Genomic DNA, 25,191 nt, shown 5'->3' on the forward strand with positions numbered 1-25,191 from the left:
GTTCGCAATATTCATAGTCAGACCGCTACCACAACGATGGCGCCGATCACCAGTACGGCACCGGCTGCCATGGAAGCGGCATACCAACGGAGTTGACCGGTCTCGCTGCGGCTCAGGGCGGTGTGACCGGCCTTGGCGGCACGCGGGATCAAACCGATGGTCTGGTCGAGCGGGTCTTTGCGCAGTACATGGCTGATGGCAAGGTAAGGCTTGACGAACAGTTTGTCGTAGATCCAGTCGAAGCCCCAGGCAGCGAACCACCAGGCCGACAGGAAACGGCCAATGCCACTGTTGGCCACGGCGGTCACGAAGCGACGCTTGCCGAGGAACAGCAGGGCTGCCAACAGGATACCGGCGATGGCAATGGCGCCCGAGGCGATTTCCAGGCTGTGCTTGGCAGCGCCACCGGCATGGCCGGCGCTTTCTGGCAGGACACCGGCCAGCGGTGGGGTAATCAGCGCGCCGATGAAGGTCGACAGGATGATCAGCACCGACAACGGCAACCAATGCGAGATGCCATGGCCTGCGTGTGCTTCGGTCTTGGCTTCACCGTGGAAGGTGATGAAGATCAGGCGGAAGGTGTACAGCGAGGTCATGAACGCACCCACCAGGCCTGCGTACAGCAGGTTCTGGTTACCGCTGGCAAAGGCTTCCCAGAGGATTTCGTCTTTTGAGTAGAAACCGGCGGTCACCAACGGCAGGGCGGCCAAGGCGGCACCACCGACGATGAAGCTGGCGTAGGCCAGTGGCAGTTTCTTCCACAGGCCGCCCATCTTGAAGATGTTCTGCTCGTGGTGGCAGGCAACGATCACCGCACCGGAAGCGAGGAACAGCAGGGCCTTGAAGAAGGCGTGGGTCATCAGGTGGAAGATCGCCGCGTCCCAGGCACCAACGCCCAGGGCCAGGAACATGTAGCCGATCTGGCTCATGGTCGAGTAGGCGAGGATACGCTTGATGTCGGTCTGTACCAGCGCAGCAAAACCGGCCAGCACCAGGGTCACGCCACCGACGATGCCGACAAGATGCAGGATGTCCGGCGCCAGGGTGAACAGGCCGTGGGTACGGGCGATCAGGTAGACACCGGCGGTTACCATGGTTGCGGCGTGGATCAATGCCGACACCGGGGTAGGACCGGCCATCGCATCCGCCAGCCAGGTTTGCAGCGGCAGTTGTGCGGATTTACCGACAGCGCCGCCCAGCAGCATCAGGGTAGCCAGGGTGATCCAGAAGTCGCCAACCTGGAATTTCTGCGGTGCCAGCACCAGCAGTTCCTGGATGTTCAGCGTCCCCACCTGTTGGAACAGGATGAACAGGCCGATGGCCATGAACACGTCACCGATACGGGTCACGATGAAGGCTTTAAGGGCTGCGTTACCGTTGTTGCGGTTGCTGTAGTAGAAACCGATCAACAGGTACGAGCACAGGCCCACGCCTTCCCAGCCGAAGTACAGGAACAACAGGTTATCGCCCAGCACCAGGAACAGCATGCTGGCGATAAACAGGTTGGTGTACGAGAAGAAGCGCGAGTAACCGGCTTCACCGCGCATGTACCAGGACGCGAACAGGTGGATCAGGAAGCCCACACCCACCACCACGCCGAGCATGGTGATCGACAGGCCGTCGACGTAGAGGGCGAAGTTGGGCTTGAAGCCCTCCACCGACATCCACTGCCACAGTACCAGGGTGTAGTGACCGCCTTCCGGCGGCGCCACGTTGAATTGCCAGATGACGTAGGCGGTCACGATGGCCGAGAGGCCAATGGAGCCCACACCCACCAGGGCCGAGAGGTTTTCCGACCAGCGTCCGCGAGAGAACGACAGCAGCAGGAAACCGATCAGGGGGAATACGAAAGTCAGAAAGATCATGTTCATCCGCGCATCTCACTGGCAGCGTCGATATCAAGCGTGTGGAAGCGACGATACAGTTGCAGCAGGATCGCCAGGCCGATACTGGCCTCGGCGGCTGCCAGGCTGATCACCAGGATGAACATGACTTGTCCATCCGGCTGGCCCCAACGTGCACCCGCAACGATGAACGCCAGTGCAGCGGCGTTCATCATGATTTCCAGGCTCATCAACACGAACAGAATGTTACGGCGAACCATCAGGCCGACCAGGCCAAGGCAGAACAGGATGCCGGCGACCGCCAGACCATGCTCCAAAGGGATAGCAGGCATCGTCATTGCTCCTTGGCTTCGTTGCGGCCCAAGTGGAAGGCGGTGATGGCTGCCGCGAGCAGCAGCATCGAAGCCAGTTCGACCACCAGCAGGTACGGGCCGAACAGGCTGATGCCCACGGCCTTCGCGTCTACGGTGGTGTGGCCGATGGCCTGGCCGCTCTGGTGAGCGAACAGCACATACAGCAGTTCACCCAGCAGCAGCGCTGCGAGGATAACCGGGCCGAGCCAGATGCCGGGCTTGAGCCAGACGCGCTCCTGGGCGACCGAAGCCGGCCCCAGGTTGAGCATCATCACCACAAACACGAACAGCACCATGATGGCGCCGGCATAGGCGATCACTTCCAGCACGCCGGCGAACGGAGCGCCGAGTGCGAAGAAGGTCATGGCCACGGCGATCAACGAAATGATCAGGTAGAGCAGGGCGTGCACAGGATTGGTGTTGGTGATCACGCGAAGCGTGGACACCACTGCAATACCGGACGCGAAATAGAAAGCGAATTCCATCTTTCTTCCTTAAGGCAGCAAGCTCTTCACGTTGATCGGCTCGGCTTCGTTTTGTGCGGCGCCTTTCGGCTTACCGGCAACGGCCATACCTGCAACACGATAGAAGTTGTAATCAGGGTTTTTACCGGGACCAGAGATCAAAAGATCTTCTTTCTCGTACACCAGGTCCTGACGTTTGAACTCGGCCATCTCGAAATCCGGTGTCAGCTGGATCGCGGTGGTCGGGCAAGCTTCCTCGCAGAGGCCGCAGAAAATGCAGCGCGAGAAGTTGATGCGGAAGAAGTCCGGGTACCAGCGACCGTCTTCGGTTTCAGCTTTCTGCAGGGAGATGCAACCCACCGGGCACGCCACGGCGCACAGGTTGCAGGCTACGCAACGCTCTTCGCCATCGGGGTCGCGGGTCAGCACGATACGGCCGCGATAACGCGGCGGCAGGTACACCGCTTCTTCCGGGTATTGCAGGGTGTCGCGTTTGCGGAAACCGTGACCGAACACCATCACCAGGCTTCGCAACTGGGTACCGGTACCCTTAACGATGTCGCCAATATATTTGAACATGGGTCAAATCCTCACTGAACCGCGCCGGCTGGCGTGTTCAACAACACAACGGCAGCCGTCACCAGCAAATTGATCAGGGTCAGTGGCAGGCAGAAGCGCCAGCTGAAATCCATCACCTGGTCGTATCGTGGACGCGGAATGGACGCGCGCAGCAGGATAAACAACATGATGAAGAACGCGGTCTTCAGGAAGAACCAGAAGAACGCCAACTGCGGCAGGATGCCGAACGGACCATGCCAGCCGCCGAAGAACAGCGTGACCAGCAGGGCCGAGATCAAGATGATGCCGATGTACTCGCCAACGAAGAACATGCCCCATTTCATGCCGGCGTATTCAATGTGGTAACCGTCGGCCAGTTCCTGTTCCGCTTCCGGCTGGTCGAATGGGTGACGGTGAGTCACGGCGACGCCAGCAATGAAGAAGGTACAGAAGCCGAAGAACTGCGGAATGATGAACCACAGGTTCTGCGCCTGGTACTCGACGATGTCGCGCATGTTGAACGAGCCGACCTGCACCACGATGCCCATCAGCGCGAGGCCCATGAACACTTCATAGGACACGGTCTGGGCCGAAGCCCGCAAGCTACCCAGCAGGGCGAACTTGTTGTTGCTCGACCAACCGGCGAACAGCACCGCATAGACCGACAGACCGGCCATGGCGAAGAAGAACAGCAAGCCGATGTTCAGGTCCGCCACGCCCCAGGTCGGGGTGATCGGGATGATCGCGAAGGCGATCAGCAAGGCGCTCATGGCCACGACCGGTGCCAGGGTGAAGATCACCTTGTCGGCAAACGGCGGGGTCCAGTCTTCCTTGAAGAACATTTTCAGCATGTCGGCGGCGATCTGGAACATACCGAACGGGCCAACGCGGTTCGGACCGTAACGGTCCTGCCACCAGCCCAGCAGGCGACGTTCGACGAAGCTGAGCAGGGCGCCCGCGACGACCACGGCCAACAGGATCACGATGGCCTTGACCACCGAAATGATCACGTCAATTACTTCCGGCGTGAACCAAGTCATTGCGCTGCCTCCTGCAGACCGTCAACGGTTTTGCCAAAGATCGCCGCTGGAATGCCAGCGATGCCTTTTGGCAGTGCGATCAGGCCAGCACCCAACTCTTCGTTGATGCGCAGCGGCAGACGCAGGGTCTGGCCGGCCACGTTCAGGCTGAGCAGGGCACCGTCGTTGACACCCAGGCGGTCGGCTTCGGACTTGGCCAGGGCAACGTAGGCGGCCGGGATGCGTTCTTGAGCCGGCGCGGCTTTGGAAGAGTTCTCTTCGCTGCCGAACAGGTGGAAGAACGGCACAACCTGCCAAGTACCCTGGGCCGGGTTGAACGGACGCGGTACGGCCGCGAACCAGTTCAGCGCGTCACCAGTGCTTTCGATCAGGCGGGTGCCTGGGTCGCCAGCGCGGATGTGACCACCGACTTCGTCCTGGAACTTGTTCCAGGCCTGTGGCGAGTTCCAGCCCGGCGACCAGGCGAACGGCACCTGCTGACGAGGCTCGACCGAACCCGAATAACCTTCCATGGAGAAGGCAAACGCGGTGTCCGGGTCTTGTGGAGTGCGTGGTTCATGCACGCTGATGTTGGCGCGCATGGCCGTACGACCGGAATAACGCAGCGGTTCACGGGCCAGTTTCATGCCCTTGATGCGGAACGCGGCGGACGGTGCAGCGTCGACGATCCGTGCCAGTTGCGGCGCGCTCGCGGCGGTGGCGGCAGTGACGTGGTCGAGCTGGGTCCAGTCGATCGGCTGGTTCAGCAGGGTGGCGCGCAGGGCATGCAGCCAGCGCCAGCCTTCATGAACCAGGATGCTGGCGTCCATGTATTTCGGATCGAACACCTGGAAGAAGCGCTGGGCGCGGCCTTCCTGGCTGACCAGCGTACCGTCGCCTTCGGCAAAGGTGGCGGCTGGCAGGATCAGGTCGGCGCGCTCGCTGGTAGCGGTCTTCTGGTGGTCGGCAACGATCAGCACTTTGGTGGCGTTGAGCGCAGCGTCAACCTTGGCGGCATCGGTGCGGGTGTACAGGTCGTTTTCCAGCACCACGATGGCGTCGGCTTTGCCGTCGGTCACGGCTTGCAGGGCCGCGTCCAGGGACTCGCCACCGAGCATGGCCAGGCCAAGGCTGTTGGCTTCAGGCACGACCAGGCTGATGGAACCGTTCTTGTCGCGCAGCTTCAAGGCCTTGGCGATGTTGGCAGCGGCTTCGATCAACGCCTTGGAACCCAACGAGGTGCCAGCGATGATCAATGGACGCTTGGCGGCCAGCAGGGCGTCGGCGATACGCTGGGCCAGTTCAACGGCTTCAGCGTCCAGGCCTTCGACGGCCGGTGCGCTGGCGTCGAGGGCGTGGGCCACGGCGAAACCGATACGGGCCAGGTCGTCTGGGGCTGCGTGCACACATTCTTCGGCGATATCGTCGAGCTTGGTTTCAGCCAGGCTTGCGATAAACAGCGGGTTCAGCGCGTGCTGGCCGATGTTTTTCACCGCGGCGTCGAGCCACGGCTGTACGCGCATGGCGTCGGCCATGTCTTCGGCCTTGCCTTTGACCGACTGGCGTAGCGACAGGGCGATACGTGCGGCGGTCTGGGTCAGGTCTTCACCGAGCACGAAGATGGCGTCGTGGTCCTCGATGTCGCGCATGTTCGGCACCGGCAGCGGGCTGTCGTTCAGCACTTGCAGGACCAGGCGGATGCGCTCCAGCTCACCGGCTTCAATACCGCTGTAGAAGTGCTCGGCACCGACCAGTTCGCGCAACGCGAAGTTGCTTTCGAGGCTGGCGCGTGGCGAACCGATACCGACGATGTTGCGGCCGCGTAGCAGGTCGGCGGCTTTATCCAGCGCGTCGTCCAGGCTCAGCTTGCCGCCGTTGGCCAGCAACGGCTGACGCGGGCGGTCTTCGCGGTTGACGTAGCCATAGCCGAAACGGCCACGGTCGCACAGGAAGTACTGGTTGACCGAACCGTTGAAGCGGTTTTCGATGCGACGCAGTTCACCGTAGCGCTCGCCCGGGGAGATGTTGCAACCGCTGGAGCAGCCATGGCAGATGCTCGGGGCGAACTGCATGTCCCACTTACGGTTGTAGCGCTCGGAGTGCGTCTTGTCGGTGAACACACCGGTCGGGCAGACCTCGGTGAGGTTGCCGGAGAACTCGCTTTCGAGCACGCCGTCTTCAACGCGACCGAAGTACACGTTGTCGTGGGCGCCAAACACACCCAGGTCGGTGCCGCCGGCGTAGTCTTTATAGAAGCGCACGCAACGGTAGCAGGCGATGCAGCGGTTCATTTCGTGGGAAATGAACGGGCCGAGGTCCTGGTTCTGGTGGGTACGCTTGGTGAAGCGATAACGGCGCTCGTTGTGGCCGGTCATCACCGTCATGTCTTGCAGGTGGCAGTGACCGCCTTCCTCACAGACCGGGCAGTCGTGAGGGTGGTTGGTCATCAGCCATTCGACGACACTGGCGCGGAACGCCTTGGATTCTTCATCGTCGATGGAGATCCAGGTGTTGTCGGTGGCTGGGGTCATGCAGGACATGACGATACGACCACGGGTGTCGTTCTCGTCGGTGTATTGCTTGACCGCGCACTGGCGACAGGCACCGACGCTACCAAGCGCGGGGTGCCAGCAGAAATACGGGATGTCGAGGCCTAGTGAGAGACATGCCTGTAACAGGTTGTCTGCCCCATCGACTTCGAGCGCTTTGCCGTCTACGTGGATAGTGGCCATGGTTCAAAGTTCTTCGTTGGCCCGTTGTCAGCGGGCGTGGCTAATGGAATCTTGTTATTCACGGGCATCAACACAGCCTTTACGGCGTCAGCCCATGAGAAAGCGAAGGGCACGGACCCTTCGCCTTTTTAAGCGTTACGCGCCGACTACGATCGGCCTTGCCAGAGGCGGGACGGCGGCGCTGGTGGGCGCGATGCCGGCTTCGAACTCCGAGCGGAAGTATTTGATGGCGCTGCCCAATGGCTCCACGGCGCCCGGTGCGTGAGCACAGAAGGTCTTGCCTGGGCCGAGGAAACCGACCAGGCCGAGCAGGGTTTCGATATCACCCTCGCGGCCTTCGCCATTTTCCAGGGCCATCAGCAGCTTCACGCTCCACGGCAGACCGTCGCGGCATGGGGTGCAGAAGCCGCAGGATTCACGGGCAAAGAACTGCTCCATGTTGCGCAGCAACGAGACCATGTTCACGGTGTTGTCCACTGCCATCGCCAGGCCCGTACCCATCCGGGTGCCGACCTTGCCGATGCCGCCGGCATACATCTGTGCGTCGAGGTGCTCAGGCAACAGGAAACCGGTGCCGGCGCCGCCTGGCTGCCAGGCTTTCAAGGTGTAGCCGTCGCGCATGCCACCGGCGTAGTCCTCGAACAGCTCGCGGGCGGTCACGCCGAACGGCAGCTCCCACAGACCAGGGTTCTTGACCTTGCCGGAGAAGCCCATGAGCTTGGTGCCCATGTCTTCGCTGCCTTCGCGGGCCAACGATTTGTACCAGTCCACGCCGTCGGCGATGATCGCCGGCACGTTGCACAGGGTCTCGACGTTGTTGACGCAGGTCGGCTTGCCCCATACGCCGACGGCGGCAGGGAAGGGCGGTTTGGAACGTGGGTTGGCGCGGCGGCCTTCGAGGGAGTTGATCAGTGCGGTTTCTTCACCGCAGATATAACGCCCGGCGCCGGTGTGCACGAACAATTCGAAATCGAAGCCCGAACCGAGGATGTTCTTGCCCAACAGGCCAGCCGCCTTGGCTTCTTCCACGGCACGGTTGAGGTGCTTGGCGGCGGTGGTGTACTCGCCACGCAGGAAGATGTAGCCGCGGTAGGTTTTCAACGCGCGGGCGCTGATCAGCATGCCTTCGATCAGCAGATGGGGCAGTTGCTCCATCAGCATGCGGTCTTTCCAGGTGTTTGGCTCCATTTCATCCGCGTTGCACAGCAGGTAGCGGATGTTGATGGATTCGTCTTTTGGCATCAGGCCCCACTTAACGCCAGTGGGGAAGCCTGCACCGCCGCGGCCTTTAAGGCCGGCGTCTTTCACGGTCTGGACGATATCGTCCTGGGCCATGTCGGCGAAAGCTTTGCGCGCCGCCGCGTAACCGTTCTTGGCCTGGTATTCGTCGAGCCACACCGGCTCGGCATCGTCACGCAGGCGCCAGGTCAGCGGGTGGGTTTCAGGCGAACGCTTGATCAGGTTGGCCGGGCCGAAGGATGTAAGGGTCATGGGTAGCCCTCGAGCAATTGGGTCACGCCAGTTGCCTGCACGTCACCGAATGTGTCGTCGTCGATCATCAACGCCGGCGCCTTGTCGCAGTTGCCCAGGCAGCACACCGGCAGCAGCGTGAAGCGGCCGTCCGGAGTGGTCTGGCCGAGGCCGATGCCCAGTTTGGTCTGGATCGCGTCAACCACTTTCTCGTGGCCACCGATGTAGCAGACCATGCTGTCGCACACGCGAATGATGTGGCGGCCAACCGGCTGACGGAAGATCTGGCTGTAGAACGTAGCCACGCCTTCAACGTCGCTGGCAGGGATGCCGAGGATCTCGCCAATGGCGTAGAGCGCGCCGTCCGGCACCCAGCCACGTTCCTTCTGGACGATCTTCAAGGCTTCGATCGACGCCGCGCGCGGGTCTTCGTAGTGATGCAGCTCGTGCTCGATGGCCGAGCGCTCGGTTTCACTCAGGGTGAAACGGTCTGTCTGGATAAGCGTGCTGTTCATGCTTAGCGGTCCACGTCGGCCATAACGAAATCGATACTACCCAGGTACGCAATCAAGTCCGCGACCATCTCGCCTTTGATCACCGAAGGGATCTGCTGCAAGTGGGCGAAGCTTGGGGTACGGATCCGGGTGCGGTAGCTCATGGTGCCGCCATCGCTCGTCAGGTAATAACTGTTGATACCCTTGGTCGCTTCGATCATCTGGAAGGATTCGTTGGCCGGCATGACCGGGCCCCACGAAACTTGCAGGAAGTGCGTGATCAGGGTTTCGATGTGCTGCAGCGTGCGCTCTTTCGGCGGTGGCGTGGTCAGCGGGTGATCCGCCTTGTACGGGCCTGCCGGCATGTTGCGCATGCATTGCTCGATGATCTTCAAGCTCTGGCGCATTTCTTCGACGCGCACGATGCAACGGTCGTAGGCATCGCCATTCGCGGCCAGCGGGACTTCGAATTCGAAGTTTTCGTAGCCCGAGTATGGACGCGCTTTACGCAGGTCGAAATCGCAACCTGTTGAGCGCAGGCCAGCACCGGTGACACCCCATTCCAACGCCTCTTTGGTGTTGTACTGGGCGACGCCGATGGTTCGACCCTTGAGGATGCTGTTGTCCAGAGCAGCCTTTTGGTACTCGTCCAGACGCTTGGGCATCCAGTCGATGAATTCCTTGACCAGGCGCTCCCAGCCGTTCGGCAGGTCGTGGGCCACGCCACCAATGCGGTACCAGGCCGGGTGCAAGCGGAAACCAGTGATGGCTTCGATGACCTTGTAGGCGCGCTGACGGTCGGTGAAGGTGAAGAACACCGGGGTCATGGCGCCGACGTCCTGGATATAGGTACCCAGGAACAGCAGGTGGCTGGTGATGCGGAAGAACTCGGCCATCATGATGCGGATGGTGTCGACGCGGTCCGGTACCTTGATACCGGCGAGCTTCTCGACCGAGAGCACGTACGGCAGGTTGTTCATCACGCCGCCGAGGTAGTCGATACGGTCGGTGTACGGGATGAAGCTGTGCCACGACTGACGCTCGGCCATCTTCTCGGCACCACGGTGGTGGTAGCCGATGTCGGGCACGCAGTCGACGATTTCTTCGCCGTCCAGTTGCAGGATGATACGGAAGGCACCGTGAGCCGAAGGGTGGTTCGGGCCCAGGTTGAGGAACATGTAGTCCTCGTTGGTGCCGGAGCGTTTCATGCCCCAGTCTTCCGGACGGAAACGTGCGGCTTCCTCTTCAAGCTGTTGCTTGGCGAGGTTGAGGCTGAACGGATCGAATTCGGTGGCGCGGGCAGGGAAGTCCTTGCGCAGCGGGTGACCTTCCCAGGTCGGCGGCATCATGATGCGCGTCAGGTGCGGGTGGCCCGGGAAGTCGATACCGAACATGTCCCAGACTTCACGCTCGTACCAGCTGGCGTTCGGCCAGATACCGGTGACGGTCGGGATGCTCAGGTCGCTTTCGTTTAGTGCGACCTTGATCATCACGTCGCTGTTACGTTCCAGCGACATCAGGTGGTAGAACACGGTGAAATCGGCGCCGCTCGGCAGGCCCTGACGCTTGGTGCGCAGACGCTCGTCCACGCCATGCAGGTCATAGAGCATGACGTACGGCTTGGGCAGGTTGCGCAGGAAGGTCAGGACCTCGACGAGCTTGGCGCGCGCCACCCACAGCACCGGCATACCGGTGCGTGTGGCCTGGGCGGTGAAGGCGTCAGGGCCAAAACGGTTATTGAGTTCGACGACCACATCCTGGTCGTCTGCCTTATAAGGCGGGATGTACAGAGCGCTGCCTGTAGTCATGGTTTTTTTATCGCTTTCGGTCAACGTAAAGAATGAAGCCAGGTGTTCGTTCTATTTAAAGAAGCGGGCTGGATCAGACTTCGTCAGGGCTGCGCAGGTTGGTGACTGCGATTCGCTGTTCGCGGCGCTCTTCCTTTTGCGAAGGCATCTCGGCGCGGTATACGCCTTGATCGCCAACGACCCAGGACAGCGGGCGACGCTCCTTGCCGATCGATTCCTGCAACAGCATCAAGCCTTGCAGAAATGCTTCGGGGCGGGGCGGGCAGCCGGGCACGTAGACGTCCACGGGCAGGAACTTGTCCACCCCCTGAACGACGGAGTAGATGTCGTACATGCCACCGGAGTTGGCGCACGAACCCATGGAGATAACCCACTTCGGTTCGAGCATTTGCTCGTAGAGACGCTGGATGATCGGCGCCATCTTGATGAAGCAGGTGCCGGCGATAACCATGAAATCCGCCTGGCGCGGCGATGCCCGGATAACTTCGGCGCCAAAGCGCGCGATGTCGTGGGGCGCCGTGAAGGCGGTGGTCATTTCCACGTAGCAGCACGAAAGACCGAAGTTGTACGGCCACAGGGAGTTCTTACGTCCCCAGTTGACCGCGCCACTCAGCACGTCTTCCAGCTTGCCCATGTAGATGTTTTTGTGGACTTGATCTTCTAACGGATCGGAGACGGTTTCCCGTTCGCCGATAGGGTACTGATCGTTAGGAGCATCCGGGTCGATCCTGGTGAGATTGTATTGCATCGCCAAAGCCTCATTGTTTCAGCTTCGCTTGCCGCTTACGACGAGCTTCCGGAGCCCAGTCAAGGGCGCCCACTCGGAATAGGTAGACAAGGCCTGCCAACAGAATTGCTATGAAAACGAGAGCTTCGACGAATCCGGTCCAGCCGCTTTCGCGGACGGACACAGACCAGGCAAAGAGAAAAAGGGCTTCGATATCGAAGATCACGAAAAGCATCGCGACCAGATAGAATTTGGCTGAGAGCCGCAAGCGGGCGCCACCTGTAGGTAGCATGCCGGACTCGAACGGTTCATTTTTGCTGCGGCCCCAGGCTTTTGACCCGAGGAGGCTGGAGACACCGAGCATGAAGGCGCAGAGGCCGACAACACCGAGGAGGAAAATGGCAAAGCCCCAGTTGTGGGCCATGAGTCCTGTCGCTTCGGTCATGCTGGAAATCCTTAACAGAGAGCAAAGGTCTCTGAGCTCGAAAAAGTAACGATGCAGTGACGATATGTCGCACTGCAATCAATCGCGGTGATTTTATGGCTAAACACCGGGCAAGTAAAATTCCTATGGCGAAATTATTCGATGGAATAAGGACATAGTGCACCTTCTTGGGGCTGTAGCCCTTGTGGGGCGGGCATTAGCGGGCATTTAATCAAATGTGTTTTGTTTATCCTGTAACGAAGTTTTCATGCGCCAAATGATAATGAATATTGTTTGCGCGGGGTTTAAGCGAATGTTTCTCGTGTGGCGAGGGAAGTTGCCGTTACTTGCTAGAGTGTCGCTTAGTTGCTGACGGGGATCTTTTAACCGATCTGATCCACGCGAACACCGCTCTGGATCAATGTTTTGCGCAAAAACGTTCAGCTCGACGCGATCCCTGTGGGAGCCGGGCTTGCCCGCGATGGCGGTGTGTCAGCATTTGAATGCGGCGACTGGTGCACCGCCATCGCAGGCAAGCCAGCTCCCACATTTTGATCCGTGTTATGCCAGTCGGATTTTCATCAGCTAAAAAAACGCCCCGAACAGGTCGGGGCGTGATTGTTGTGCGGCACTGCGGTTAGGTCTTCCTTGGGGCCGCAGTGGCCGTGTACGCGGTGCTTAGTGGAACTGCTCTTCTTCGGTCGAGCCGGTCAGCGCGGTCACGGACGAGGTGCCGCCCTGGATCACGGTGGTCATGTCGTCGAAGTAGCCGGTGCCCACTTCCTGCTGGTGAGCCACGAAGGTGTAACCCTTGGCGGCGTCGGCGAACTCCTGCTCTTGCAGCTTCACGTAGGCGGTCATGTCGTTGCGGGCGTAGTCGTGCGCCAGGTTGAACATGCTGTGCCACATGTTGTGAATGCCGGCCAGGGTGATGAACTGGTGCTTGTAGCCCATGGCGGACAGTTCACGCTGGAACTTGGCGATGGTCGCGTCGTCCAGGTTCTTCTTCCAGTTGAAGGAAGGCGAGCAGTTGTAGGACAGCAGTTGGTCTGGGTATTCCTTCTTGATCGCTTCGGCGAAGCGACGGGCTTCGTCCAGGTCCGGCTTGGCGGTTTCGCACCAGATCAGGTCGGCGTACGGCGCGTAGGCCAGGCCACGGGCAATCGCCTGGTCCAGGCCGGCACGGACCTTGTAGAAACCTTCCTGGGTACGCTCGCCGGTCACGAATGGCTGGTCGTACGGGTCGCAGTCCGAAGTCAGCAGGTCAGCGGCGTTGGCGTCGGTACGGGCCAGGATGATGGTCGGTGTACCGGCAACGTCGGCCGCCAAGCGTGCAGCGGTGAGCTTCTGTACGGCTTCCTGGGTTGGCACCAATACTTTGCCGCCCATGTGGCCACATTTCTTCACCGAAGCAAGCTGATCTTCGAAGTGCACGCCGGCAGCGCCAGCCTCGATCATACTCTTCATCAACTCGTAGGCGTTCAGCACGCCGCCGAAGCCGGCTTCAGCGTCAGCCACGATCGGTGCGAAGTAGTCGATGTAGCCTTCGTCGCCTGGGTTCTTGCCGGCTTTCCACTGGATCTGGTCGGCACGACGGAACGAGTTGTTGATGCGCTTGACCACGGTTGGGACCGAGTCCACCGGGTACAGCGATTGGTCGGGGTACATGGATTCAGCGGAGTTGTTATCCGCTGCCACTTGCCAGCCGGACAGGTAGATCGCCTGGATACCGGCTTTCACCTGTTGCACTGCCTGGCCGCCAGTGAGGGCGCCCATGCAGTTGACGAAATCTTTGTCGGGACGGAAGGAAGGCTTGGCACCTTGGGTCACCAGGTTCCACAGCTTCTCGGCGCCGAGTTTTGCAAAGGTGTGCTCAGGTTGAACCGAGCCACGCAGGCGGACGACGTCAGCAGCGGAATAAGCGCGGGTCACGCCTTTCCAGCGTGGGTTTTCAGCCCAGTCTTTTTCGAGGGCTGCAATTTGCTGTTCGCGTGTCAGTGCCATGGAAGTAAACCTCGTCGCGTCTTCTTGTGGTGGAAAAATCCATTTGCCAGCCCTGCATTCAAATGCGTGGGCAGGGCTGCTCGCTGACCAGAAGCTTAGGCGGTCATGTCGGGTCTGGCGGGGAATGCGACGGGATGAACGATTGGCGAGAGGGGCGGTAGGTAAAGGCGGGCCGCGAACAGTCTGAGGGCGTCGTGGGCCCTTGGGTGTTCAACAGCGTGTAGCCGGGTTACCTGGTTAGCTTCCGTCCCTCGGGACAACTTCGTTCCAGTCGCAACCAAAGTCAAACACGCCTTGTGGGCGGTACAGACACGAATCGGCTCAGGTGGGTAGCTTGGAGCGGCGATCCGAAGGCCCTTGCCAGGGCCCCTGATTAGCGGGAGCGAGGCCATCATGCCCATGCTTTTTTGGATCGTCAAATGTTTTGTAGTGCTTTTTTTAAAGCACTACATCTTTGGTCTAATACGACTCATCAGTCAGTTTTTGGTGCTTCAGTTCAGGGTGTCGACCTTGACCCGCACAGTCAGGTCATCGCGACCTTGAGTAGAGTAGGTGCGGGTTCCAGAGGATTTGTCGGCCTGGGTCTCGCGATTGATACCGGCCAGGGGGATCCATTCACCCAAGCGGCCGCTGACGGTTGTGTCGGTACTTTGCACATTCACTACATCGGGACGTTCCTGGCTCATGCGGTCACGGTTGGTACTGATCGCCAGGTGAACGGTTTCGCCGGTGACGCTCGCCGTCACGTAGAACCCCTGGGTGACGTTGCGATACTGGGTCTGGTTCTGCAAGCGGCCGTAGCCGTCTTGCTGGGTGGTGGTCAGCGGTACGCTCTGGCCGACCTGAATCAGCGCGGGCACGCCTTCGCTGGCCTGGATCTGTTGGATCCCGCCGTCGCGGCTGGCGGTGCCGTAGCTGATGATGCGGGTCTGGCTGTCGCCGCTGTTCTGTTGGTTGTTTTCGTTGGTGTCGACGGTGATCAGCAGCCGCTTGGCTGGTGTGTCGAGTTGGGAGAGCAGGGCGCGCAAGTCCTGGATCTTGGCGGGGTCGGCGTTGACAATAAGCTGGTTGCCGTAGGCGCTGACGGTGCCGTCCTTGCCGATGAAGTTCTGCGCTACGGGGAGCAGGTCGGCGCTGGTGCGGTTGCTCAGGTTGACCACTTCGGTGTCGGCTATGGCCGAAACGCTGGCGGTCAGGAGAAGGGCGGTGAGCAGGGTGCGTAGGGACATGTCCGTTATCTCTGCGAGTCTTTAGGCTTGAGTTTGCCAGTTTGTCGGCCTAGCGGGGGGCAAGTTGAATCGTAGACGGCAAAATGCCCTGGCAAGGCAGGGCATTATTGGTGTTGCTGATATCGCTATCCCAGGCGATGCGGATTCGGATCAGTCCCCGCGCACCATGTCCACATGCGGAATCCCGACTTCAAGGAATTCGTCACTGACGATCTTGAAGCCCAGTCGCTCATAGAACGGCGCTGCATACACCTGCGCACTCAGGAACTGCTTGGCCTGGCCGCGTTGCTCGGCCACGCCGATCACCGCTTCCATCAGCTTGTCGCCGACCTTCAGCCCGCGCCAGTCCTTGAGTACCGACACGCGTCCGATCTCGCCGCTGGGCAGCAGGCGTGCGGTGCCAATCGGAAAATCACCTTCGAATGCAAGGAAATGCACCGCGCCGGCGTCGTCCGCATCCCACTCCAGTTCTGGCGGAACCGATTGTTCAGCGATAAACACCGCTTCACGAATGCGCCGAATCTCGGCGACATCCTTTTGCCAGTCCGCGACACTTACGTGAATCTTATTCATCGGCAAATCCCAGGCTTCCTTGCTTGACCAATTCGCACAGCAGGTCGCGACCGTCTTCGTCCGCCAGCCATGGGCCGAGGTTTTCGGCGTGCAGGGCGTCGGCGGCGCAGATCAGCTTGAGCAGTTCGCGCAGCTTGCCCGGCAGGTAACGGCTCTGGCCGCTGGCGAACAGCAGCACGTCGTCGTCGACTTCCGACCAGGCCATGCGCGCGCTCGGGTTGCGCACCAGGATCGCGCCGTCTTGCAGGCTGTTGACGAAATCCTCTTCGCCCAATTCTTCACCGGCCACCAGTTCAGGATAGCGCGGTTCGGTCATGAACTGGCCGAACCAGGTCAGCAGCATGCGCTCGTCGCTCATGTGCTCGGCCAGAAGGCTCTTGAGGCGGTCGAGCGCGTCGCCCTGGATCTGGTGCGGGTCGCTGACCGGCTGGGCGTCGGCGTCGGTGTAGCGTTCTTCGTCAGTCAGGTACTGGCTGAGGAAGTCGGTGAAGTGGGTCAGCACTTCAGCGGCGCTGGGGGCGCGGAAACCCACGGAGTAGGTCATGCAGTCATCTTCAGCAATGCCGAAGTGCGCCAGGCGTGGCGGCAGGTAGAGCATATCGCCCGGTTCCAGGACCCACTCGGCGCTTTCTTCGAATTCGGCGAGGATGCGCAGGTCGGCGTGCTGCAGCAGCGGGCTTTCGGAGTTGCACATCTGGCCGATCTTCCAGTTGCGCTTGCCTTGGGCTTGCAGCAGGAACACATCGTAGTTGTCGAAGTGCGGACCGACGCTGCCACCGGGCGCGGCGAAGCTGATCATCACATCGTCGATGCGCCAGCTTGGCAGGAAGCGGAACTGCTCGAGCAATTCGGCCACTTCCGGCACGAACTGGTCGACAGCCTGCACCAGCAGGGTCCACTCACGCTCGGGCAGGGTGCTAAAGGCATCTTCAGCAAACGGGCCGCGGCGCAGTTCCCACGGGCGCTCGCCGTGTTCGATCACCAGGCGCGACTCGACTTCTTCTTCCAGGGCCAGGCCGGCCAGTTCGTCGGCGTCGATCGGGCTTTCGAAATCAGGGATGGCCTGGCGGATCAGCAGCGGCTTTTTCTGCCAGTAGTCGCGCAGGAATTCCCGTGCCGTGATGCCGCCCAGAAGTTGAAGAGGGATATCAGGATTCATGTGTAACCTATTGAAAAAAAGCACTTTTCAGACTGGAATAAAAACGCCCGGCGCGGCCGGGCGTCTCAAAGGGTCAAGCAACGATCAGATGCGCTTGGCTTGCTCTACAGCGTTGCCGATGTAGTTGGCCGGGGTCAGCAATTTCAGCTCGGCCTTGGCCGCGGCTGGCATGTCCAGGCCGTCGATGAAAGTTTGCAGTGCGTCAGAGGTGATGCCCTTGCCGCGCGTCAACTCTTTCAGCTTCTCGTACGGGTTTTCGATGTTGTAGCGGCGCATCACGGTCTGGATCGGCTCGGCCAGGACTTCCCAGCATGCGTCCAGGTCAGCGGCGATCTTCTGCTCGTTGAGTTCCAGCTTGCTGATGCCCTTGAGGCTGGCTTCGTACGCGATCACGCTGTGAGCGAAGCCCACGCCGAGGTTGCGCAGTACGGTGGAGTCGGTCAGGTCGCGCTGCCAGCGGGAGATCGGCAACTTGCTGGCCAGGTGCTGGAACAGGGCGTTGGCGATGCCGAGGTTGCCTTCGGAGTTTTCGAAGTCGATCGGGTTGACCTTGTGCGGCATGGTCGACGAACCGATTTCACCGGCAATGGTGCGCTGCTTGAAATAGCCCAGAGAGATGTAGCCCCAGATATCGCGATCGAAGTCGATCAGGATGGTGTTGAAGCGCGCAATGGCGTCGAACAGCTCGGCGATGTAGTCGTGCGGCTCGATCTGCGTGGTGTACGGGTTGAAACCCAGGCCCAGCTCGTCTTCGATGAAGGCGCGGGCGTTGGCTTCCCAGTCGATCTCAGGGTAGGCCGACAGGTGGGCGTTGTAGTTGCCTACGGCGCCGTTGATCTTGCCCAGCAGCGGCACGGCCGCCACTTGAGCGATCTGACGCTCCAGGCGGTACACCACGTTGGCCAATTCTTTGCCCAGGGTGGTCGGCGACGCGGGCTGGCCGTGGGTGCGCGACAGCATCGGCACGTCGGCGAAGCGGATCGCCAGTTCGCGGATGGCGTTGGCGGTCTGGCGCATCAGCGGCAGCATCACGTCATCACGGCCTTCGCGCAGCATCAGGGCGTGGGACAGGTTGTTGATGTCCTCGCTGGTGCAGGCAAAGTGGATGAACTCGCTGACCTGGGCCAGTTCCGGCAGCTTGGCCGCTTGCTCTTTGAGCAGGTATTCGATGGCTTTGACGTCGTGGTTGGTGGTGCGCTCGATCTCTTTCACACGCTCGGCGTGCTCCAGGGAGAAGTTTTCCGCCAGGGTGTTCAATACAGCGTTGGCTTCGGCGGAAAACGCCGGCACTTCGCTGATGGCAGGGTGAGCGGCCAGGCGCTGGAGCCAGCGCACTTCAACCAGCACGCGAGCACGGATCAGGCCGTATTCGCTGAAAATAGGGCGCAGGGCCTGGGTTTTGCCGGCGTAGCGGCCGTCAACAGGGGAAACCGCAGTGAGCGAAGAGAGCTGCATGGGGTGTTCTCGGACAGTCGGGCAACGAAATGGGGCGCGTATCATACATGAAAAAATCCGCCGGTCCGTCGCCAACTGACCGGCGTATTACGCGTAACGGCTTGAAAATAGCCTGTCGGTGCGACTTATTCGTTGCGCATCAACGGGTAAAGCTCTTTGAGCAATTTGCGGCGGCTGATCACCAGCTGCCAACGATGACCGCCCAACTGACGCCACAATCGCGCCGAACGAATACCGGCCAGGAGCAGGGCACGGATTTTCGAGGCGTTGTTCGGTTGCTGCAGGTTGCGCATGTCGCCGTGCACCTGGATGCGTTGGCGCAAGGTGCTCAGGGTGTCCTGGTACAGCGCGCCACAGGCCGCGATCACGTTTTCGTGGGCCGGGCCGAAGTGTTCCACCTGGGATTGAATCTGTGGCAAACGCTTGCCGATGACCTCCAGCAGGTCGTCGCGCTTGGCCAACTGACGCTCAAGGCCGAGCATCGACAGCGCATAGCGCAACGGCTCGCGCTGCAAGGTGCTCGGGTCGCGCTCAAGGGCGCCGATCAGCGCGCGGTAACCTTCCCGCAGTGCGATATCGTCGCCGCCGTAGACCTCCAGGGTATCCTTGGGGTCGCGGATCAGCAGGCTGCCGAGCATGCAGGTCAGGCCGGCTTCGGTGACCTGGCCGGTCTTGGCGATCTTGTCCACCAGCACGGCGGCGAGAAAGACCCCGCCCAGCGCCGTCAATTGCTCCTGGGTCGGGCTCATGCCGATTTGCTCCAGGCTTCGGCCACTTCGATCACGCCGCCGCCCAGGCAGATTTCACCGTCGTAGAACACCACGGACTGGCCAGGCGTGACTGCGCGTTGCGGGTCATCGAAGGTAGCGCGGTAGCCGGTGGCGGTTTTTTCCAGGGTGCAGGGTTGGTCGCTCTGGCGATAGCGCACTTTGGCGGTCAGGCGGCGCGGGGTGCTCAGGTCGATCGGGTTGACCCAATAGATTTCCGAAGCGAGCAGGGCGCCGGAGAACAGCAACGGATGCTCGTTGCCTTGGCCGACGATCAGCACGTTGTTTTCCAGGTCCTTGACCAGCACGTACCACGGCTCTTCACCGGCGTCTTTCAAACCGCCGATGCCCAGGCCCTGGCGTTGGCCGATGGTGTGGTACATCAAGCCATGGTGGCGGCCGATGACTTCACCTTCGGTGGTGTGGATTTCGCCCGGTTGCGCCGGCAGGTACTGCTTGAGGAAGTCGCTGAAGCGGCGCTCGCCGATAAAGCAGATCCCGGTGGAATCCTTCTTCTTGGCGGTGGCCAGGCCGTGTTTCTCGGCGATCTTGCGCACTTCGGGTTTTTCCAGCTCGCCCACCGGGAACAGGGTCTTGGCGATCTGTTCACCGCCGACGGCGTGCAGGAAGTAGCTCTGGTCCTTGTTCGGGTCCAGGCCCTTGAGCAGTTCGGTGCGGCCATCGATATCGCGGCGGCGTACGTAGTGGCCAGTGGCGATCAGGTCGGCGCCGAGCATCATGGCGTAGTCGAGGAACGCTTTGAACTTGATTTCACGGTTGCACAGGATGTCCGGGTTCGGCGTGCGACCGGCCTTGTATTCGGCCAGGAAGTGCTCGAACACGTTGTCCCAGTACTCGGCGGCGAAGTTGGCGGTGTGCAGCTTGATACTGATCTTGTCGCACACGGCCTGGGCGTCCGCCAGGTCGTCCATGGCGGTGCAGTATTCCGTTCCATCGTCTTCTTCCCAGTTCTTCATGAACAGGCCTTCCACCTCATAACCCTGCTCCATGAGCAGAACGGCGGAAACGGAAGAATCCACGCCGCCGGACATGCCGACGATGACGCGCTTCTTTTGTGTGTCAGAAGGGGCTGGATCACGCATAGGGTTTCAACGGGTGTCTTGAAAAAGGACGCGATTCTATCAGGCTCAGGCCTTCAAGGCTAAAGAGAAGGGCGGATCAATTCGAGACTGTGGCGCTGGCCGGCCAGATAATCGTCGATGCAGCGGATGATCAGCTCGCTGCGCCAGTCGTTGCGCAGTTCCATCAGTTCGTCACGGGTCAGCCAGCGGGCGCGGAGGATGCCTTCGTCGAGTTGATAGTCTGGGTGGTGTTTCAGGGCTTTGGCGATAAAGCAGACTCTTTGATAAGTCACGCCGTTGCTGGGGGCGGTGTAGAGGTAAATGCCGACGATGCCGGTGGCTTCGACGTCCCAGCCGGTTTCTTCGAGGGTTTCGCGGATGGCGGCCTCGGTGAGGGTTTCATGCGGATCGAGGTGGCCGGCCGGCTGGTTGAGCACGGCGCGGCCGTTTTTGAGTTCTTCGACCATGAGGAAGCGGCCGTTGTCTTCGACGATGGTGGCGACGGTGATGTGGGGTTGCCAGGTCATAAGCGGCCTCGAGGATGATGTGGCTGGAGAAACTCAGTCGGTGTGTGAGGAGCTGGCTTGCCTGCGATGGCGGTGGTTCAGTTGCAGCTGTATCAGCTGGCAGACAGCTAGTGCAGGCAAGCCAGCTCCCACATTTTGATTGGGTTTCTTCAGGAAGTCTGCATAAGCGTTCTGCATGATGCGCCTGACATTTTATGATTTTACGGATGCCAGGGCCTGGCGCAGTTTACCTCTTCAAGTCAATTTGGAGAGTGCCATGAGTCCGGTTGCCCACAAAAGCTACGAAGTACGTCTCACCTCGCCGCTACCCATTGCCTTCATTCTGCTGTGGAGTTCCGGTTATATCGGCGGCGCCTTCGGCGTGCGTTATGGCGAGCCGTTCACCATGACGTTCTACCGATTTGCCCTGGCGGCGCTGGTTTTCCTGGGAGTTGCACTTGCGATTAAAGCTGAATGGCCGAAAAAGCTGACGCCTTACCTCCACGCTGCTGCAGTTGGGCTGCTTCTGCAGGCGTTGCAGTTCGGTGGCTTGTACACCGGCATCAGTCAGGGCGTTCCAGCAGGGCAAGCCGCGCTGATCGTCGGGCTGATGCCGGTATTTGTCGTGATCGGCGCTTTTTTCTTTTTAGGTGAGCAATTGAGTTGGCGCGACCTGCCGGGGTCCATCCTGGGCGTCGGCGGTGTGGTTATTGTCGTAGCCAGCAGCCTTTTCGGCACCGAGGCGTCACTAGCCGGATATGGCGCAGTGGGCCTGGCGTTGCTAGGTATCACACTCGGCACGCTCTATCAGAAGCGCTTTCTGGGTGGCGTGAACCTGTGGGTGGGCTGCTTCATTCAGATGGTTGTCGCGTCGCTGGTTATGTTGCTGCTGGCCTACACCACCGAAACCATGCGCGTGACCGAATGGGCGCCATTTGCAGCGTCGATAGCCTGGATCACGTTGATGAACTCCGTTGGGGCGCTAACGCTGCTGTATTTGATGATTCGCCGGGGGGAGGCAAGTAAGGCGACTAACTTGTTTCATGTTATTCCGGCGGTCACGCAGATCATGGCGTCGCTAGTGTTGGGTGAAGTCCCGAGTGCGGTGGCGATTGTGGGGTTTGTTGTTTCGGCGGTTGGGGTTTATTTGATGAATCATTTGCGGGCGAAGTGAGTGGTGTTGACAGAAATGCCAGGTGCCTTGCATTAATGTTTGGCGTATTTACTCACTCGCATTGGTGTGTCATGAGAGTCAATCTTGATATTCAGTCGCTGCGCAGTTTTCTCAAGGTCGCTGAGTTGGGTAGTTTTACTCGGGCTGCGCAGGCGCTGAGCCTGACTCAGCCGGCGATCAGTCAGCAGATTCGGCGGTTGGAGGATTTGCTGGGTGTCGAGCTTTTTGCTCGCGACAACCGTCAAGTGTTGCTCACGCTTGAGGGCGAGCGCCTGACCGGCTACGCCCAGCAGATGGTTGGCATCAACGATAAGGTGGGGGGCCTGTTTGATGTCAGTCGCAGTCAGGAGTCCGTGACGCTGGGTATTCCAGAGTATTTCAGCGATGAGCTCTTGCAGCGCGTTATCCCTGCTGTCGCGCTTGAATTGCCAGCGGTGCGAATCGTGGTCAAGGTGGCGCGGTCCGCCGTGCTCGCGGACGCTTTTAATGAAGGGCGCCTCGATATTTGCCTGATGATTGACGAGTTGCAAAAAGTCGCTGGACGGTCTTTGCACGAGCTTTCGTTGGTATGGCTGGGTGGGGAGCGTGGGGCGGCCCTGGTGGCTGGTCAGGAAGTAGCGCTGGCCCTGTTCAAGGCGCCTTGCGTGTTCAGGAGTCTGGCGATTCGACGCCTTGAAGAAAGTGGGGTCAGGTGGCGCTGTGTGTACGAGTGTGAAGACCTGATGTCGTTGCGTTCGGCGGTCCACGCAGGGGTTGGCGTGACGCTTCTGCCTTGGTTTGCCCAAGTGCAGGGCTTGAATAAACTGGACGCGCTCGCGCATTTTCCGGCGTTGCCCGGATTTGGTGTGGAGCTTAAGCAGAGGGTGGGCTGGGAGCCTTGGTACAGGTCTCAGTTGTTAGCAATTATCGAGGCGGCGTGGCGCGAGGAATACGGCGCTGCATGAATGCTAAAAACACAAACCCCGGCACCAGGCCGGGGTTTGTGATGTCACCTCACAACCTTACTTCAACTTGGCAATCGCCGCATTGAGGGTGTTGCTTGGGCGCATGGCCTTGCTGGTCAGCTCCGGGTTCGGCGCGTAGTAGCCACCGATATCCACTGGCTTGCCCTGTACGGCGTTGAGCTCGGCGACGATGGTCGCTTCGTTCGCGGTCAGGGTCTTGGCCAGTTCGCCAAACTGCGCTTGCAGTGCAGTGTCTTCGCTCTGGGCGGCCAGGGCTTGAGCCCAGTACAGCGCCAGGTAGAAGTGGCTGCCGCGGTTGTCGATGTTGCCGACTTTGCGCGATGGCGACTTGTTGTTGTCGAGGAACTGGCCGGTGGCCTGGTCCAGGGTCTTGGACAGTACCAGGGCTTTCGGGTTGTTGTACGTCACACCCAAATGCTCAAGGGAAGCGGCCAGGGCCAGGAACTCGCCCAGGGAATCCCAGCGCAGGAAGTTTTCTTCCACCAGTTGTTGCACGTGCTTTGGAGCCGAACCGCCGGCGCCGGTTTCGAACAGGCCACCGCCGTTCATCAGCGGCACAATGGACAGCATCTTGGCGCTGGTGCCCAGTTCCATGATCGGGAACAGGTCGGTCAGGTAGTCGCGCAGCACGTTACCGGTCACCGAGATGGTGTCCAGGCCCTTGCGGGTACGCTCCAGGGTGAACTTCATCGCGTCGACCGGCGACATGATGCGGATGTCCAGGCCTTCGGTGTTGTGGTCTTTCAGGTAAGCCTGAACTTTCTCGACCACGACGCCGTCGTGAGCACGCTTAGGGTCCAGCCAGAAAATAGCCGGCGTGTTGCTGGCGCGGGCGCGGTTGACGGCCAGTTTGACCCAGTCCTGGATCGGCGCGTCTTTGGTCTGGCACATGCGGAAGATGTCGCCGGCTTCGACTTTCTGTTCCATCAGCAGGTTGCCCTTGCTGTCGGTGACGCGGACTACGCCGTCAGCCTTGATCTGGAACGTCTTGTCGTGGGAGCCGTACTCTTCGGCTTTCTTCGCCATCAGGCCAACGTTTGGCACGCTGCCCATGGTGGTTGGGTCGAAGGCGCCATTGGCCTTGCAGTCTTCGATGACTGCTTGGTAGATGGTGGCGTAGCAGCGATCCGGGATCACGGCCTTGGTGTCGTGCAGCTGGCCGTCGGTGCCCCACATCTTGCCGGAGTCACGGATCATGGCCGGCATCGAGGCGTCGACGATGACGTCGCTCGGCACGTGCAGGTTGGTGATGCCTTTGTCGGAGTTGACCATCGCCAGGGAAGGGCGAGCCGCGTAAACGGCCTGGATGTCAGCTTCGATCTGCGCTTGCTGGTCGGCCGGCAGGGCCTTGATACGAGCGTACAGGTCGCCGATGCCGTTGTTCAGGTTGAAGCCGATCTGTTCCAGCACGGTGGCGTGCTTGGTCAGGGCGTCTTTATAGAACTCGGCAACGATCTGGCCGAACATGATCGGGTCGGAGACCTTCATCATGGTGGCTTTCAGGTGGACCGACAGCAGCACGCCTTGCTTCTTGGCGTCTTCGATTTCAGCGGCGATGAACGCGCGCAGGGCTTTCTTGCTCAGTACGGCGGTGTCGATGATCTCGCCGGCCTGTACCGAAGTCTTTTCCTTCAGTACGGTGGCGGTGCCGTCTTGGGCGATCAGCTCGATCTTCACGGCGTCAGCGGCTTCGATCTGTACGGCTTTTTCGCTGCCGTAGAAATCGCCGTTGTTCATGTGCGCGATGTGCGACTTGGAGTCGGCAGCCCAAGCGCCCATCTTGTGCGGGTGCTTGCGTGCATAGTTCTTGACCGACAGCGGTGCGCGGCGGTCGGAGTTGCCTTCGCGCAGTACCGGGTTCACGGCGCTGCCCTTGACCTTGTCGTAACGTGCACGGGTTTCTTTTTCCGCGTCGGTGGTTACGGTTTCCGGGTAGTCCGGCAGGGCGTAGCCCTGGGCCTGCAGTTCCTTGATCGCGGCTTGCAGCTGCGGGGTCGAGGCGCTGATGTTAGGCAGCTTGATGATGTTGGCTTCAGGCGTAACGGCCAGGTCGCCCAGTTCGGCGAGGTGGTCCGGGATAGCCTTGGCGCCCAGTTGCTCGGGGAAGCTTGCGAGGATGCGCGCGGCGAGGGAGATGTCGCGGGTTTCCACGGCAATATCAGCGGAAGCGGTGAAGGCCTCTACGATAGGCAGCAGTGAATAGGTGGCGAGGGCCGGGGCTTCGTCGGTGAAGGTGTAGATGATCTTCGAGCGGGTGGGCATATTCGGATTAACTCTCTTCTTTGCTGAAAGCGTGCGCAGAAACTCGAGATGCGCCGGGTGGAGCGCGTTCGTTCAAAGTCATCCATGAGCGAAATGTCGAGGTTTCTTCGCGGTGATGTTGG

The 25,191-nt window shown here is 60.4% G+C and carries 22 protein-coding genes; 2 read left to right on the top strand and 20 right to left on the bottom strand.

The features are described 5' to 3' along the window. Positions 1 to 17 precede the first annotated feature (17 nt). The 19 genes from nuoL to ACP7BX_RS14585 all read right to left on the bottom strand — a co-directional run bounded on the left by nuoL (position 18) and on the right by ACP7BX_RS14585 (position 20,689). A complete protein-coding gene (gene nuoL / locus ACP7BX_RS14495) occupies positions 18 to 1,871 on the bottom strand; it encodes an NADH-quinone oxidoreductase subunit L (protein ID WP_033896839.1) in 1,854 nt (617 codons plus the stop codon). Continuing rightward, positions 1,868 to 2,176, bottom strand: a complete 309-nt coding sequence (gene nuoK, locus ACP7BX_RS14500) for an NADH-quinone oxidoreductase subunit NuoK (RefSeq protein ID WP_003174727.1) — start codon at positions 2,174 to 2,176, stop codon at positions 1,868 to 1,870. The genes nuoL and nuoK overlap by 4 nt, the downstream gene beginning before the upstream one ends. A gap of 2 nt (positions 2,177 to 2,178) precedes the next feature. Continuing rightward, a complete protein-coding gene (nuoJ, locus tag ACP7BX_RS14505) occupies positions 2,179 to 2,682 on the bottom strand; it encodes an NADH-quinone oxidoreductase subunit J (RefSeq protein WP_016974946.1) in 504 nt (167 codons plus the stop codon). A 9-nt stretch (positions 2,683 to 2,691) separates the two neighbouring features. Continuing rightward, positions 2,692 to 3,240: an NADH-quinone oxidoreductase subunit NuoI gene (gene nuoI, locus ACP7BX_RS14510; protein ID WP_003174725.1), complete on the bottom strand. Its 549-nt coding sequence runs from the start codon at positions 3,238 to 3,240 to the stop codon at positions 2,692 to 2,694. Between the two features lie 11 nt (positions 3,241 to 3,251). Continuing rightward, positions 3,252 to 4,259, bottom strand: coding sequence for an NADH-quinone oxidoreductase subunit NuoH (gene nuoH, locus ACP7BX_RS14515; RefSeq protein WP_017137518.1), 1,008 nt, complete (start codon positions 4,257 to 4,259; stop codon positions 3,252 to 3,254). Continuing rightward, positions 4,256 to 6,970, bottom strand: a complete 2,715-nt coding sequence (gene nuoG, locus ACP7BX_RS14520; protein ID WP_426160788.1) for an NADH-quinone oxidoreductase subunit NuoG — start codon at positions 6,968 to 6,970, stop codon at positions 4,256 to 4,258. The genes nuoH and nuoG overlap by 4 nt, the downstream gene beginning before the upstream one ends. A gap of 135 nt (positions 6,971 to 7,105) precedes the next feature. Continuing rightward, positions 7,106 to 8,461 carry an NADH-quinone oxidoreductase subunit NuoF gene (gene nuoF, locus ACP7BX_RS14525; protein ID WP_003174722.1) on the bottom strand — a complete coding sequence of 452 codons (1,356 nt, stop codon included), beginning with the start codon at positions 8,459 to 8,461 and terminating at the stop codon, positions 7,106 to 7,108. Further along, positions 8,458 to 8,955, bottom strand: a complete 498-nt coding sequence (nuoE, locus tag ACP7BX_RS14530) for an NADH-quinone oxidoreductase subunit NuoE (RefSeq protein ID WP_033896837.1) — start codon at positions 8,953 to 8,955, stop codon at positions 8,458 to 8,460. The genes nuoF and nuoE overlap by 4 nt, the downstream gene beginning before the upstream one ends. Positions 8,956 to 8,957: 2 nt before the next feature. Continuing rightward, positions 8,958 to 10,742 (bottom strand): NADH-quinone oxidoreductase subunit C/D, encoded by a 1,785-nt coding sequence (gene nuoC, locus ACP7BX_RS14535; RefSeq protein WP_029293360.1) that lies wholly within the window; start codon positions 10,740 to 10,742, stop codon positions 8,958 to 8,960. Between the two features lie 73 nt (positions 10,743 to 10,815). Further along, positions 10,816 to 11,490 (bottom strand): NuoB/complex I 20 kDa subunit family protein, encoded by a 675-nt coding sequence (locus tag ACP7BX_RS14540; RefSeq protein ID WP_016975544.1) that lies wholly within the window; start codon positions 11,488 to 11,490, stop codon positions 10,816 to 10,818. A gap of 10 nt (positions 11,491 to 11,500) precedes the next feature. Continuing rightward, positions 11,501 to 11,914 carry an NADH-quinone oxidoreductase subunit A gene (locus tag ACP7BX_RS14545; protein WP_003219575.1) on the bottom strand — a complete coding sequence of 138 codons (414 nt, stop codon included), beginning with the start codon at positions 11,912 to 11,914 and terminating at the stop codon, positions 11,501 to 11,503. 657 nt (positions 11,915 to 12,571) lie between these two features. Then, positions 12,572 to 13,897 carry an isocitrate lyase gene (gene aceA, locus ACP7BX_RS14550; RefSeq protein WP_003174717.1) on the bottom strand — a complete coding sequence of 442 codons (1,326 nt, stop codon included), beginning with the start codon at positions 13,895 to 13,897 and terminating at the stop codon, positions 12,572 to 12,574. A gap of 491 nt (positions 13,898 to 14,388) precedes the next feature. Further along, complete coding sequence (locus ACP7BX_RS14555) at positions 14,389 to 15,126, bottom strand: secretin N-terminal domain-containing protein (protein ID WP_426160767.1); 738 nt, start codon at positions 15,124 to 15,126, stop codon at positions 14,389 to 14,391. A 150-nt stretch (positions 15,127 to 15,276) separates the two neighbouring features. Further along, positions 15,277 to 15,699 (bottom strand): GNAT family N-acetyltransferase, encoded by a 423-nt coding sequence (locus ACP7BX_RS14560; RefSeq protein WP_314528432.1) that lies wholly within the window; start codon positions 15,697 to 15,699, stop codon positions 15,277 to 15,279. After that, positions 15,692 to 16,858, bottom strand: coding sequence for a cupin domain-containing protein (locus tag ACP7BX_RS14565; RefSeq protein WP_033896834.1), 1,167 nt, complete (start codon positions 16,856 to 16,858; stop codon positions 15,692 to 15,694). Before ACP7BX_RS14565 ends, ACP7BX_RS14560 begins: the two co-directional genes overlap by 8 nt. An 84-nt stretch (positions 16,859 to 16,942) precedes the next feature. Continuing rightward, complete coding sequence (gene purB / locus ACP7BX_RS14570) at positions 16,943 to 18,313, bottom strand: adenylosuccinate lyase (RefSeq protein ID WP_177113304.1); 1,371 nt, start codon at positions 18,311 to 18,313, stop codon at positions 16,943 to 16,945. Between the two features lie 125 nt (positions 18,314 to 18,438). Continuing rightward, positions 18,439 to 19,062: a high frequency lysogenization protein HflD gene (hflD, locus tag ACP7BX_RS14575; protein ID WP_033896832.1), complete on the bottom strand. Its 624-nt coding sequence runs from the start codon at positions 19,060 to 19,062 to the stop codon at positions 18,439 to 18,441. Then, positions 19,059 to 20,183 carry a tRNA 2-thiouridine(34) synthase MnmA gene (gene mnmA / locus ACP7BX_RS14580; protein WP_426160768.1) on the bottom strand — a complete coding sequence of 375 codons (1,125 nt, stop codon included), beginning with the start codon at positions 20,181 to 20,183 and terminating at the stop codon, positions 19,059 to 19,061. Before mnmA ends, hflD begins: the two co-directional genes overlap by 4 nt. A 59-nt stretch (positions 20,184 to 20,242) precedes the next feature. Further along, complete coding sequence (locus tag ACP7BX_RS14585) at positions 20,243 to 20,689, bottom strand: NUDIX hydrolase (protein WP_426160769.1); 447 nt, start codon at positions 20,687 to 20,689, stop codon at positions 20,243 to 20,245. A gap of 175 nt (positions 20,690 to 20,864) precedes the next feature. Here ACP7BX_RS14585 and ACP7BX_RS14590 point away from each other — a divergent pair, with 175 nt between their 5' ends. Then, positions 20,865 to 21,842: a DMT family transporter gene (locus ACP7BX_RS14590; protein WP_314528419.1), complete on the top strand. Its 978-nt coding sequence runs from the start codon at positions 20,865 to 20,867 to the stop codon at positions 21,840 to 21,842. Between the two features lie 71 nt (positions 21,843 to 21,913). Further along, the gene (locus ACP7BX_RS14595; protein WP_426160771.1) at positions 21,914 to 22,786 is read left to right on the top strand and encodes a LysR family transcriptional regulator; all 873 of its coding nucleotides are present in this window, start codon (positions 21,914 to 21,916) and stop codon (positions 22,784 to 22,786) included. A 57-nt stretch (positions 22,787 to 22,843) separates the two neighbouring features. On the opposite strand, the gene ACP7BX_RS14600 is transcribed toward ACP7BX_RS14595, so the two are convergent. Beyond that, positions 22,844 to 25,069, bottom strand: a complete 2,226-nt coding sequence (locus tag ACP7BX_RS14600; protein WP_426160772.1) for an NADP-dependent isocitrate dehydrogenase — start codon at positions 25,067 to 25,069, stop codon at positions 22,844 to 22,846. Between the last annotated feature and the right edge of the window lie 122 nt (positions 25,070 to 25,191).

The sequence above is a fragment of the Pseudomonas sp. DWP3-1-3b3 genome (assembly GCF_049896305.1).
GTDB classification, from domain to species: domain Bacteria; phylum Pseudomonadota; class Gammaproteobacteria; order Pseudomonadales; family Pseudomonadaceae; genus Aquipseudomonas; species Aquipseudomonas azotoformans_A.

Coding starts and splice junctions, on each gene's coding strand:
- ACP7BX_RS14585 (WP_426160769.1), bottom strand. CDS start 20,689: ATGACCTGGCAACCCCACATCACCGTCGCCACCATCGTCGAAGACAAC.
- ACP7BX_RS14565 (WP_033896834.1), bottom strand. CDS start 16,858: ATGAATCCTGATATCCCTCTTCAACTTCTGGGCGGCATCACGGCACGG.
- nuoI (WP_003174725.1), bottom strand. CDS start 3,240: ATGTTCAAATATATTGGCGACATCGTTAAGGGTACCGGTACCCAGTTG.
- ACP7BX_RS14600 (WP_426160772.1), bottom strand. CDS start 25,069: ATGCCCACCCGCTCGAAGATCATCTACACCTTCACCGACGAAGCCCCG.
- nuoK (WP_003174727.1), bottom strand. CDS start 2,176: ATGCCTGCTATCCCTTTGGAGCATGGTCTGGCGGTCGCCGGCATCCTG.
- aceA (WP_003174717.1), bottom strand. CDS start 13,897: ATGGCACTGACACGCGAACAGCAAATTGCAGCCCTCGAAAAAGACTGG.
- mnmA (WP_426160768.1), bottom strand. CDS start 20,183: ATGCGTGATCCAGCCCCTTCTGACACACAAAAGAAGCGCGTCATCGTC.
- ACP7BX_RS14555 (WP_426160767.1), bottom strand. CDS start 15,126: ATGTCCCTACGCACCCTGCTCACCGCCCTTCTCCTGACCGCCAGCGTT.
- nuoF (WP_003174722.1), bottom strand. CDS start 8,461: ATGACCCTTACATCCTTCGGCCCGGCCAACCTGATCAAGCGTTCGCCT.
- nuoJ (WP_016974946.1), bottom strand. CDS start 2,682: ATGGAATTCGCTTTCTATTTCGCGTCCGGTATTGCAGTGGTGTCCACG.
- ACP7BX_RS14590 (WP_314528419.1), top strand. CDS start 20,865: ATGATGCGCCTGACATTTTATGATTTTACGGATGCCAGGGCCTGGCGC.
- ACP7BX_RS14595 (WP_426160771.1), top strand. CDS start 21,914: ATGAGAGTCAATCTTGATATTCAGTCGCTGCGCAGTTTTCTCAAGGTC.
- nuoG (WP_426160788.1), bottom strand. CDS start 6,970: ATGGCCACTATCCACGTAGACGGCAAAGCGCTCGAAGTCGATGGGGCA.
- purB (WP_177113304.1), bottom strand. CDS start 18,313: ATGCAGCTCTCTTCGCTCACTGCGGTTTCCCCTGTTGACGGCCGCTAC.
- hflD (WP_033896832.1), bottom strand. CDS start 19,062: ATGAGCCCGACCCAGGAGCAATTGACGGCGCTGGGCGGGGTCTTTCTC.
- nuoE (WP_033896837.1), bottom strand. CDS start 8,955: ATGAACAGCACGCTTATCCAGACAGACCGTTTCACCCTGAGTGAAACC.
- ACP7BX_RS14560 (WP_314528432.1), bottom strand. CDS start 15,699: ATGAATAAGATTCACGTAAGTGTCGCGGACTGGCAAAAGGATGTCGCC.
- ACP7BX_RS14545 (WP_003219575.1), bottom strand. CDS start 11,914: ATGACCGAAGCGACAGGACTCATGGCCCACAACTGGGGCTTTGCCATT.
- nuoC (WP_029293360.1), bottom strand. CDS start 10,742: ATGACTACAGGCAGCGCTCTGTACATCCCGCCTTATAAGGCAGACGAC.
- nuoL (WP_033896839.1), bottom strand. CDS start 1,871: ATGAACATGATCTTTCTGACTTTCGTATTCCCCCTGATCGGTTTCCTG.
- ACP7BX_RS14540 (WP_016975544.1), bottom strand. CDS start 11,490: ATGCAATACAATCTCACCAGGATCGACCCGGATGCTCCTAACGATCAG.
- nuoH (WP_017137518.1), bottom strand. CDS start 4,259: ATGACTTGGTTCACGCCGGAAGTAATTGACGTGATCATTTCGGTGGTC.